The sequence below is a fragment of the Rheinheimera nanhaiensis E407-8 genome (assembly GCF_000296695.1).
GTDB classification, from domain to species: domain Bacteria; phylum Pseudomonadota; class Gammaproteobacteria; order Enterobacterales; family Alteromonadaceae; genus Alishewanella; species Alishewanella nanhaiensis.
The window spans coordinates 49,305-61,692 of sequence record NZ_BAFK01000014.1; the positions used below are offsets into that span (position 1 = coordinate 49,305).

General features: G+C 54.3%; 1 protein-coding gene (running past one end of the window). It reads left to right on the plus strand.

Translation table 11 applies throughout. From position 1 onward, the window contains the following. A protein-coding gene (locus RNAN_RS12210; protein ID WP_008222201.1) for an Ig-like domain-containing protein crosses the window boundary here: on the plus strand, window positions 1–12,331 show its 3' portion. 25,034 nt of this gene lie to the left of the window's left edge; the window shows 12,331 of its 37,365 coding nt (coding positions 25,035–37,365); its start codon lies beyond the left edge, outside the window; it ends in the stop codon at window positions 12,329–12,331. The last annotated feature ends 57 nt before the right edge of the window (window positions 12,332–12,388 follow it).

Consider the following 12,388-nt stretch of genomic DNA (forward strand, 5'->3'; position numbering starts at 1 on the left):
TGGTCGTCTGTTAACATTGCAACAGCCGGATAATCCGCAGCACCAGATAACCGGCTATCAGTTTGACGATGACATCACCGCGGTAGCGCAGTGGCAACAACAGATCTGGGTATTGGCGGGCGATAAACTGCAACTGCTGCACCTGGATGCGCAACACAATGCCCTGCGTGCGCTGGCCAGTTTCAGCGTGCCTTATAGCGATGGCCTGGCAGTGCATCAAGACCAGTTGTATCTGTGGCAGCAGCAAACACTGCAGGTATATCAGCACGTAGATGAGCAATCATTGGCGTTACTGGCCGAACAGCAGCTACCCGGGCAAGTTGTACAGTCCAGCGCCGAGCAGGGTTATGTCTGGCTGAAATTACTGGACGCAGAGCTGGGTTACTACTGGCTGGCGTTTGAGCAGCAAGACGCTGTTGCTGTGTTGCCGTGGCAGCATTCGCTGGCCTTTGGTCATCAGCAGCTGTATCGCTTTAGTGCCCAGCAGTTGTGGCAACAGAGCAAAGTAACAGCGCCGGCACCGGAGCCGGCACAAATTAACCTGCAAGCCAGTGCCACCGAACTGGTATTGCAACTGCCGTCTGGCTGGACAGATGATTACCGGCTGCGCATCAGTAACGCGCAAGGCGATACCCTAAGCAGCCGCTGGCTGAATGTTGATCAGTTGGCAGTACAACGCCAGCAGGCGGGCTCGACACTGACAGTGCAGTTACTGACAGAAGCGGGCGTTGAGGTACAGCAACAGCTGGCACTGGATAATCTGGCCTTTACGCCACCAGCGATGTTACAAAGCGCCCTGCCGTCACGCCTGGCGCAAGGTGCGTTGGTGCCGTTGTCACTGCAACTGTCAGATGAGGCCAGATTGCTTGGCAGTAGTCTGACCGATGGCAGCCCGTTATTGCGACTGGCCAATACGCTGCACAGTACCTATATGGTAGCGGAACAAGCCGGCAGTGCAGAACTAAACTGGCAGTTGAATCAGCAGGCATTCAATGCGCAGGTTGAACGGGTCGCCAATGACCCGGCACAAAGCCGTATTAGCTTGCTGCAACCGGACAATAATAGTGCTGTTGCCGGTGGCAAGCCGCTGCAGTTGCGTTATCTGGCAGAAGGCGTGGCAGAGCAGGATCTGCGCTTTATTGAGCTGGCACTGACCGATGTAAACGGCACTGTGCTTAACCGGGTGTTAAGTGATAAAACCAGCGGCGATATCAGCCTGCGTCTGCCGGTTGTGGCTCAGGCGTCAGCCTTCTATTTACGCGCCCGGGTGTATTTTGGCCCTGAGCATTATTACGCACAGGACAGAGTGGGCATTCGCGTGCAGCCACAGCGTAATCCGCTGCAGTTTGGCCTGCAGGGCATTGCCGACCGGGTGTACAGTGGCAGTACCGTTGAGATAACGGCCGACCGCGAACTGGTTGATGGCCAGCGCCTGACATTAAGCGCTACCGATGCCGAAGGTAATGTACTGGCCAGTGCCGAGCAACACCTGCGGTTACAGGTGCCGGACACCAGTACGCTACAGATCCGTGCCAGCCTCAGTGATGCTGCCGGCAACCAGCACCAGTTGGACAAACAGGTAGTGGTGCTGCGCGGTTACAGCTTCGGTCAGCCGGGCAACAGCCAGCCGTTTACGCAGGCACTGCAAACGACTGATGCGCTGTATCTGACCCAGCGCGAGCGTTTGTTCGATCAGCAGGGCGCATTGCTGCACCGCTTCAATGCCAGCGTCGAGGCACTGATCCCGTTACAGGACCGTTGGTTAGTGTCTCTGCGTGGCATTGGCTTACAGTTTATTGACCCTGCCGGGCAATATCAGGTGCTGGGCCAGTACAGCAGCCAGCAGCAGTTTACTCAGCTGGCCAGTCTGGGCGAGCTGGCCTGGGCGGCCAGCAGCGATGGCAGCCTTGAGCTGTTTAGCGTGCAGGGCAATTCGCTGCAGTTGCAGCAGCAACTGACGCTTGGCCAGGTTTACCAGCTCAGCGCCGGTTTAGATGGTGTGCTGGCGCTGACAGAGCAGGGGCTATATCAGCTGCCGGCTGATGGTGAGGCCCAAAGCCGTTTGTTGCGGGAAAATAACGCACAATTTAGCCACTTTGCGCTACAGGATGATGCTATCTGGTTAGCAGGCAACGCTAAACTGGTACGTATCGACCCGCAGGGTGAAGCCCAACAGTGGACGATGCCGTGGTCACAGGCGCAAGCCTTGCTAAGCCGCGATAATGAGCTGTGGCTGTATGATGGCGCCAATCTGTTGCAGTTGGATATCCGCAGTGCGCGCCAGCCTTATGTTATTGGCCGGTTCCCGCTGGCATTGACAATGCCGTTACAGCTGAGCGCAAACCGCTTGCTGTCTGGTGATGGCCGTCAGCTGTCATTAACAGCGTTGCCGTCTGAAGCCCGGAGCCTGTTCAAGACGACACAAGCCAAAGGCAATACCCAGCAAGTGGCGATGCAACATGGCCACTACCTGGCGGCTGCGCGTGGCTATGCGGTACAAAGCTATTACGACCTGCCTGCGCTGGATAAAACCGGCGTCTATCCGTCACCCTACAGCAGCGACTACCGCTTATTGCGTACCACTGCCAATGGTGTCTGGGGTTATGACGATATCAGCGGGAACCTGACCGACTTAAGTCAGGCGCGTTTAGTGTTAAAGCAGCCGCAACTAAGCGATTTTGCTGCCGATGCACAGCGCCTGGTGATGGCTGTCGGTGATGCGTTGCGTATTTACTCGGCGGATGGTAAGCAGGCCATTACGACTATAACGGTAAGTCAGGGCGATAATATCCGTGCCCTGGCGCTGTCCGCGCAGCTTATTTATGTGCTGACCGATGCCGGTACTGTGTATGCGGTACAAACGGGTCCGATGCCTTTTGATGAGTTTAACCTTGAGATCAAAACCCTGCTGGCATCGGCGCAGCAAGCGCATAGTATGGTGCTTGGCGGTGACTATCTGCTACTGGCATCGGCAGCGGGTTTACAGCGTTTGTCATTAGTTGACGCCGAGGTGCAGCCGTTAATGGTGGGTGCAGTGCAGGCGCTGGCGTATGATCAGGGTACAGTCTGGTTTAGCCAGGGCAGCAAATTGTATCAGCTGCGCCTGGATAGCTTTAGCCAGCCACAACTGGTGTATCAGGCGGCGCAGGATATTCCCGCCATTGCACTGGATAAAGGTGAAGTACTGTTAGCCCAACAATTGGCCGGTATTGAACTGCTGTGGCTGGGCAATAACGCTGTTACGGCCATGCCACAGCTGCAAACGCCGTTTAGTGGTCAGGTATTCCAGAATGGCCAGCTGATCAGCTTGTCTGTCAGCGAAACTGATGCACTGCAGGCAGTAGACTATCTGGTTAACGATGAAGTTGTCAGCCGCACCTCAACGCCACCTTTCGATGCGCAGATTCTGGTGCCGTCTACTTTACATAATGGGAAAGCCTTTACCGTACGCAGCCGTGCGCTGACGCAGCAGGGTGAGCTGGTGTACTCATTGCCACGGCGGGTGATGCTGCAAAGCGACAATCTGCCAGTGCATGATTTCACAGTTGGCCTGGCCTTTAACAATCCAAGTTATGTACCGACACCGCTACGGGTAGTGGCGAATATCAACAATGCCAGCCTGCCGTTGCAGCAGGTCGAGTTTTATTTGGCTGAACAAAGCGCTGGGCCTTACACCCTGATGCGCAAGCATTACGGCCCTGACTTTATTGTCCGGCTGGACTTAGCGCAATCTGCACAGCCGCGTTATATCAAGGCGCGGGCGGTCGATATCTACGGCAATCAGGTAGAGTCGGCGGCCATGCCAGTATCCCGGCTGGCCGATCAGGCCGCACCGGTGGGACAGCTTACGTTGCAATCGGCCATAGATGCGCAGGGCCAGGTACCGGACAGCCAGCCGTACGCCATTGCGGTGACAGTGGCAGATATTGGCAGTGGCATCGAACAGGCCTTACTGAAACGCAATGGTCAGGTGATCTGGGCCGGCTTTGACAATGGCAGCTATGTGGTTAATCAGCCTAAGCCTGCCTTAGGCCAACAGTACCTGTATCAACTGGAGATGCGCGACAACGCCGGTAATAAGGCCAGCACCAGTCTGACGGTTGATGTGGTGGCCGATGCTTATCCGCAGCTGCAACTGATCAACAGCCCGGCACAGGTGCTGGAGCAAAGCGAATTCAGCGTTACGCTGGCGCATAGCGACGATGTCGGGCTGGCTAAGGTTAACCTGAGCTGGCCGGGCTTTGAGCGCGATTATACGCTGGCCGGTAAAACGCAGCAGCAGACTTATCACATTGCAGACTTGCGTAATGAACGGTTACATCAGGCTGTCGACCAAATGTTGACGCTGACACTGACCGACAATATCGGTCAGCAAACGACGCTGACACAGCCCATTCAGGTAGTGCCGGATTTACCACCACAGCCGCAGCTGATGCAGTTGACGGTAGCGCCGTCGGCGATATACGGCCGCAGCCTGGCCGTATCGTTGCAAGCGCTGGATCGCGTAGACGATGGTGGTGTGCAGCAACTGGATACCCGTTTGTTACTAAGCTACAACGGTGCTGTGCAACAAGAGCAGCAGTTATGCCGGCCTATGCCGGGGCCGCTGTGCCAGGTAAGCTATTACACCCAACTGACGCTGCCGGGAACTGAGGTGCAGGGCGATCAGGTCCAACTGCAAGTTGCCTTTACCGATCGGATGGGCCAGCGCAGTGTCAGTGACGCGGTCAGTATTAACCTGACACAGAAACCTAACCTGATTGAGTTCTCAGCGGCGGGCGAGCCGGGGGTTAACCCTGCAGAGCTCGACAGTGGCGCCTCGGGCAGCTATCAGGTGCGGGTGGCAGATATTGCTCAACGTCCGGTGGCGTTGCAACGGGTTAACTGGTTTAAGTTGACGCCTGATGGCAGCGAGAGCTTACTGGGAAGCAGTGAAACAAATGCGGCCGGCCTGGCGCGCTTTAACTGGCTGACGCTGGGTGAAAAAGTCGGGGCTTACCAGCTTAAAGCCAGGTTAGCAGACTATGGTGCATTACAACCGGCAGTACACAATGTAGATATCTTGCCGGGCATGCCGTTTGCTCTGCAGGTATCGCATATCAGGCCGGTGCAGGCAGCTAAAACCATGCTGTTGCAACTGGAACTGGTAGACGCGGCTCAAAACCTGATTTACAACCGTGATGATTTCAATGTCACGCTGGGCTTTAACGCGCCGGGCTTCCATTTTGCCTTTACCGAGGGCCTGCAACTGCGTCAGCGTTATGATGAACAAGGCGTCTATCTGGGCGAAGCAGCACAGATCCGTCTGCGTGCAGGTAAAGCCGGGCTTGAAGTGACGGTGCCAGAACTTGCCAATATCTATCAGTTGCAGCTGTTGGCCAGTGAGCCGCCGGGTTTGCAACTGCATTACCAGCCTTATTTGGCGCAGCCGTCATTCATACAGGTAGAGCAGATCCCGGTACAGGTTATCGCCGCCGAGGCTGCGCTGCTTGAACTGAGTGTTGCTGAGTTGGCTAACCATCCGCTTGGCCGGCCAGACGTGCTGGAAGCCGGCGAACAGGTGCATGTCGCAGTGCAGCTGACCGACCGCTACGGCAATGCCATCGGCCACGTTGTCGCCGATGGCCAGCCACAGGATGCTAATTTAGTCCTGCAATTTGCCGTAACAGGTGCGGCCCGGTTTGCCAATGACAATAGCAGTACTGAGCTGACGTTAACCGCCGGTTCCGGCCGGTTAACCCTGGGTAATGAGCAGGTAGAACAAGTGGTTGTCAGCCTGATCTCTGAGCCGGGTTTTGCCATCAATGCCTTTGCAGAGCTGACACTCGACTTTGTTAAACGCCTGCCGGCAGTGCAGCAGATAACGCTGGAAGCTGCGCATCAGAGCGAAATCACGCCAGTGCTGTTTAGTTTCACCGAAGCGGTTATCGCACCGGTGGACAGCCAGTGGTTGCGCATTACTGATCCAAACGGCGAGCTGGTGGCCGGTGAATTTAGCCAGGATACGCCACAGCAGCTGCGCTTTGTACCGGCACAGCCACTGATGTTGTATACGCAATACCGCTTTGATACCACAGTTTCAGCGTTGCTGGGCGAGTTGCAGTCCGATTCGGTATTGCCACAGCAAGGTTCGTTCTTAACGGCTGCTATGTCGCTACCAGAGCAACAGCAACCCTATTTGTTGTCCGAAACACAGCAGCAACTGACAGTGCGTATTGGACAGGGTGTGCCGTCCCGGCAACAGGTTCAGTTAGAGCTGCACATTGATGGTGAGCCACAGAGCTTTAATGCGCAACAGCCGCAGTATTTGGCCCCGCGGACCAGCATTGAGCAGGAAGGCGAGTTGCTAATGCTGCAAATACAAGAACCTGCTGTATTACAACCTTGGGCAGTTGCTGCTGAGCAGCCACAAAGTCTGTTGGTAGCCAATACAATTGCTCTACCACGTCTTAGCCTGGACGGTGACTACGATGGCGACGGCTTACCCAACCTGTTCGAGCATCAGTTGGGCTTAGATCCAACGCGGCGCGACAGCGATGGCAATGGTGTCGATGATGGCGATGAAGACTACGATAATGATGGCCTGAGCAACCTGCTTGAACTGCAGCTTGGCACTGATCCGCGCAACCCGGACAGCGATGACGATGGCCTGTCAGACGGTATGGAATATCAGCTGGGCACCAACCCGCTGTTAAAGGACAGTGACGGTGATGGTATACCTGATGCAGTTGAAGTGCATTTCGGCTCCGATCCGACCCGGGCTGACAGTCGTGCAGTCGACCCGGCAGCGGTAACCGCCATCACAGTAACACCGAAAGAACGGGTGTATAACCTGAATCAGGACAGCGGCGACGTTTATCTGACGGTTAAAGCCCGGGTGTTGGTGGCGGGACGCAGTTATGACATTGACGTCAGCGATGTCGGTTACTACCCGTTACAACTGAGCTCAGCCGACGAGGCGGTTGCCTTGCCGGGCTTTGATGGCTTTACCCCGCTGGGCGCTGGCGTTACCACGCTAACTGTAGGGTTCGGTCAGCACAGTGATACGGCCCGCTTAACGGTGTTGCAGCGTAACTCGCTGGGTGATGTTAGCTGGCAGGATGAAGATCCACAGTTTGACAGCCCAATCTCTGTCGACAATATGACCGCCAGCGGCCGTGTGAATCTGTCTGTTGCCGGCGATATCACTATCGATGGCAACCTGCTGTTGCAAGTCGATACTGAGCTGATGATTGAAGCGAATAGCCTGACTATACAGGGCGATGTAATACTGCAACCTGGCAGCAGGCTGCGACTGTTACTGCAACACGATGTAGCGATAGCAGGCAGCGTTACTCAAGACAGCGCGGCGCTTGAACTGGCGCAGTTTAACCTTGATATCGGTGGTTCATTGCAAATCAGCGGCGACAGCGAGCTTTACGCTCGCAGGCTGACAGTGCGTACCGATTCGGCGCTGCTGCCAAGCAGTTATCTGCTACTGGCGTTGACCGACGGCTGGTATACCGAGGGCGATCAGTGGCTGTACGGTAAAGTTGAGGCCGCCCGGGCCGATGCCCAGTTGCAGCAACTGTATCCGGTGGCATTGCATGTTGGGCAAAAACTGACCGCTACGGGAGCTATTGATGCAGCCGGTGCCGGCTATCCGGCCGGTTATGGCGTTGGCTTTATTGAAGGCCGCTGCCTGGGTCGTCATGCGGATGATACAGCAGAGCAACCTGATTGCGCCTACGGCGATTACCGCCGGCCAGTATTGGCGGGTGCCGGTGGCGTGCAAGGCGCAGGCGGTGGCGCAGTGCATATCACGGCAAATCGCCTGTCACTGGACCGTGACAACTACAGAGACTGGATCAATATCGCCGGTGATAACGATGCCGCTGATGGCAGTGCTTATGTCGATGTGCACGAGCTGCAGGTACTGAATGTAGGCCAGATGGTACGTGGCAAACAGATTAACTGGGAAGAGCGCGATAATGCCGGTGGTGCCGGCCGTGCTGCGGTTAAGGCCGTGCTATGGGATATTCAGTTGTCAGATGATGACTGCTATGACTGTGAACCACCGTGTGAGGGGTGCGAATTTGAGATGGGAGGTGCTGATGAAGTGATGGTGTTGCAATCTGAGGCTGAAGAAGCACCTGAACTGATTGCTACCCGCAAGGTGCTGCGAACCATCACCCAGGGGCTGTTTACACAATATTGCTATGAGATATGTGAAACGTTCTCGCTATCCGGAACGGCTTTTGTGCAAGGGCCGGATGGCTTGAGCCTATTAGCCATTGGCACAGAGCAGTGGTTCGAGCCACCGATGTTATCGGGGCTAAGTAGTAACGACATGGGCATATCGGCCAGCAATATTGAGTTGCCTGCGCAGGTTGCGCCGTCATCTGCAGAGCAAACTAATAGCCTGCAAAATGTTATAGATGACTATATACCCAACCGCACCCGAGTGTTGACAGTAGGCAAGCACGCGTTGCAAACGGTATCTGCGCTCGGTGACGGCCAATGGCAACTGAATGTTGCTGATCAGCCATGGCTGGGTAATAGCGCCGACAAGGGCAGAGCATTGGCAGGGATGACCGTACGCTTAACTGACGGTCAGCAGCAAAGCCAGGATCTTACTATTGTTGCGAACAGCGCTAATAGCCTGACAGTGCACAGCGATCTGGACCTGACCTCCTTTAGCGGTGGGCAAATCCAGGGTGTGCACAAACTGACAGAGTTATGGCTGGACGGGCCGTTGGATCTGGCTGACGACTTGCTGGAAGCGGCTGAAGTGCGGTTCGGTGATAGTGCCGCATTGCAGGCCAGTTTAACTGGCGAGCAAGTTCGCACCTTATTGGAAAACAATGATGCTGCCTATCTGTTACTTGCCACTGAACAGCCGTTGCAATTTGCTAGCTTGCCTGATGGCAACAATGTAACGCTGGTTGCACCGTCTTTCGAGTTCCTTGATGACGTTACTTTATCAGCGATTGATCTCATCGCCAGTAATGGTATGCAATTCAGGCAGTCATTGTTTGTTGAATCATCGAGTAGCTTGATATCTAAGGGTGATATACATGTTGGCGGCAATCTGACTTTCAATACTTGGCAGGATGACAAATTCAGGCTGGCAGGCAAGTTGACGGTTGCCGGTGATGCTATGTTATCAGGCACCGTTACTTTTGATGGCAGGTTGTCAAATACAGCCGCACCACTCAAAGCACAGGTTGAAGTGGGCGGCAAACTGGTACTGGATAACTGGTCCAGCGGTTTCCGTATGCTGTATGCAGGGGGCAAACCCATGACCAGCGACCATGCTGGCGCTGCGTTGGCGGGTTGGCACGCAACAGCACCTCTATTGTCAGTCGAATCAGTCCAGCCTATGGGTAATTATCGCAGGCCACAGTCCTGGGGTTACGGTGCCTTAATCGATGAGCGTTGCGACAGCGATTACTGTATGCAAAATGCATATGGCGGCGGACACATGCATATTAAAGCAGCAGAGATTGACTTAAATGGTGTTATTTCCGCGACTGCCCACGATATGAGTGGCGCCAGTGTGCTGATGCCCGCCGCGGCTGGCTCTATCTTGATAGAGACGGCTGTTCTGCGTGGTAATGGTAAGCTGGAGGCGCTTGGAAGCACTCATGCATCGAGCATTGGTGCAGGCGGGCGCATTGCACTGTTAGTAGAGCAAAATGAATTTAGCGGCCTTACGTACACGATGAGTGGCGGAGGCGATTTTACGACCGGCACTGTGTTTATCCAGGCGGCACATCAGCAATATGGTGAATTGCGTCTTCAGGGTAGATGGAGCTGGGACTCTCAGAGGTATACCCCATGGTTAGACTTACCGACAGTAGGACAGCATGCCATTAGTGCAGTTGAAAGCCTGCCGGCACAGCAGTGGCGTATTACTGCCGCTGCAGCCAACTGGCCGCTAACAATAGACAGCCAGCATGTTGGTCTGGCAGGTGCTTATGTAACGCTGGACGCCGCCCAAGCCGATGCACCACTGTATAAAGTACTCAGCAGTACGGCCGATAGCCTGCTGGTTGAGTCTGCAGCCGACCTGTCCGCTTATAACGGCAAAACCCTGCAAGGTGTGCATGTGTTTGACCGGATTGAACTGGGCAATTCTGTACGGTTGGATATTGGTGACGACAGGTTGGTAGTGCTGGATCTCGATAGCTCTGTCATTGGCAACTGGGTAAAACTGATCGCTGCCGATGTTGCTCCTGAGCTGGTACAGCGTATTCAGGGTAATAACGGTGAGGTAATGCCGCGCACCCTGACGCTGGATTCGCTAACTCTGCTTAGTGGCAGTGAGCAACTTACTGCACGGCATGTGGTTATTAATGGCGATATCCAGCTACTGGGCGATGCGCAGTTAATTAGCAAGGCTACTGATAGTATTACCGTTAATGGCAACGTTACCCTGGCAAATACCGCCCGTTGGCAGCAACAACTCGAGGGCATGCGTTTGCATATGACCGGCCAGCTACTGCTAACTGACAATAGTAAGTTGCACTTTAGTGCACCGCTAACCGAGCTGCGGCTTGACCAGGGCATGCAGCTATACGGTGCAGCGTCGGCAGAAATCCATGCACGAAGTCACATCGAACTCGATAGCGACCTGACGGTGGCAGATCTTGCACTGGTAAAACTCTATACCGCAGCCGAGATAAACATTAATGGTAGCCTTGCGCTGACATCTACCGCTGAGGGCTCATTGTTACAGGCTAAGGGCTTGAGTGTTGGAGAAAATGTAACCTTAGCTGCATCCAGCAAATTGCAATTGGCAGTGGAGGAAATTAGCCGGGTTGCCGGAGATTTGTCACTGCAAATGCATAGTTTGCTGTCGTTAAATGGCAGGTACATCAACAACTATAGTCATTTGATGCCGCATCAGACATTGGATGTAGCAGGAGCTGTAAATATTGCTGATACTGCAACCATCAGTGCTGATGGTCAAGGACATCGCAATAGCAACAACCAACATTATCAGCTCCGCTGCCACGCTGGTTTCCGTGCGCCAGGTACGATGTTTTGCACTGAAGGTAGTTATAATCAGGCGTTAACCGCTGGCCGTGACGCTGCAGGCATCAGCAGAGGCGGTGGCGTGATTAACCTTAAGGCAGGCAGTATTCACCTTGATGGCAATATTAGTGCTGTTGGCGAAAATGGCAGTAGTAGCAATTTCAGCCTGGCCTATGGTAGCGGTGGCTCGGTGCGTCTGGAAACGCCGGTGCTAAGCGGCGCTGGCCAAATTAGTACTATCGGTGCGCAGGTTAACCGCAGTGGGATTGCCGGCTTTGAAAGTGGCGGTGGGCGTATAGCGGTATTTAGCCCGGACAACCAGTTTAGTGGCCGCTATTTAACGGCGCCGGATACCTTGGCGACGCAAGCTGCCGGTGCCGGTACCGTGTATCTGGCCAGCAATACGCAATCAGCAGGCCAGCTGATTGTTGATAATGGCCAGCAAACCAGCGCGTTGGCTACCGGCGCGGGCACGGCGTTGGCGCAACCTATAGGCCGCTGGCAGGTAGGCTGTGTGCGCCAGGAAGGCGTTAATCAATGGCGTTTAACACCACAAGGTTACTGCGATAATGAATGGGGCGGTTTGTGGCCGGAAAATAGCCTGGAACACCGCCAGATTAGCAGCAATGCCGACAACGACGATGCGCCTTTACTACGTATTATTGCCAACAGCAATACCAGTTTGCTGGTGCAATCCGAGCAAGATCTCAACCACCTGGTGGGTAATTATATTGTTGGCGTTTATCAGTTCAGCAGCCTGCAGCTGTTAAACCACGCTTACCTGCAATTGGGCGAAGACCATCTGCGTGTGCTGGATACCGCTAGCAGTGTGGTGCACAGCAGCAGCCGCCTGCTGTTGGGCGGCGCTAATGCGCAGCTGCGCGATTTACTGGCCCAGTCCGGTGCTGATGTGCGCTATCTGCAGCAGGGTTGTGCCGATATCTACAGCGACAGTTATACCGGGCTACCAGATGAACTGCGTATTGGTTCTTCGCAATATTATTATGTGTCCACCAGTGATAATAACCGGCTGTTTAGTGTAAATGTGCAACCGGACACCGAATTTTTCAGTATGTTGATCAGAGGTAGTAGAAGCGGCTATACACCTTATAGTGACATGTATGTGCGTTTTGGTGAGGCGCCAACAACCGCAACTTATGATTGCAAAGCGGGCATCAGCACCAGCACTACTGAGCGCTGCCGTATCGATAATCCGGCTGTGGGCACCTATTACATTTTAATCAATGAAAGATCATTATCAACTTCCGGCTATTTAACACCGAATGCCTATATTACTGGCTGTAAACGGTAAGTGTGGTTATTTAATAAATAGTTGTTGAAGGTGGTTTGGTGGTTAAATAGAATGAGC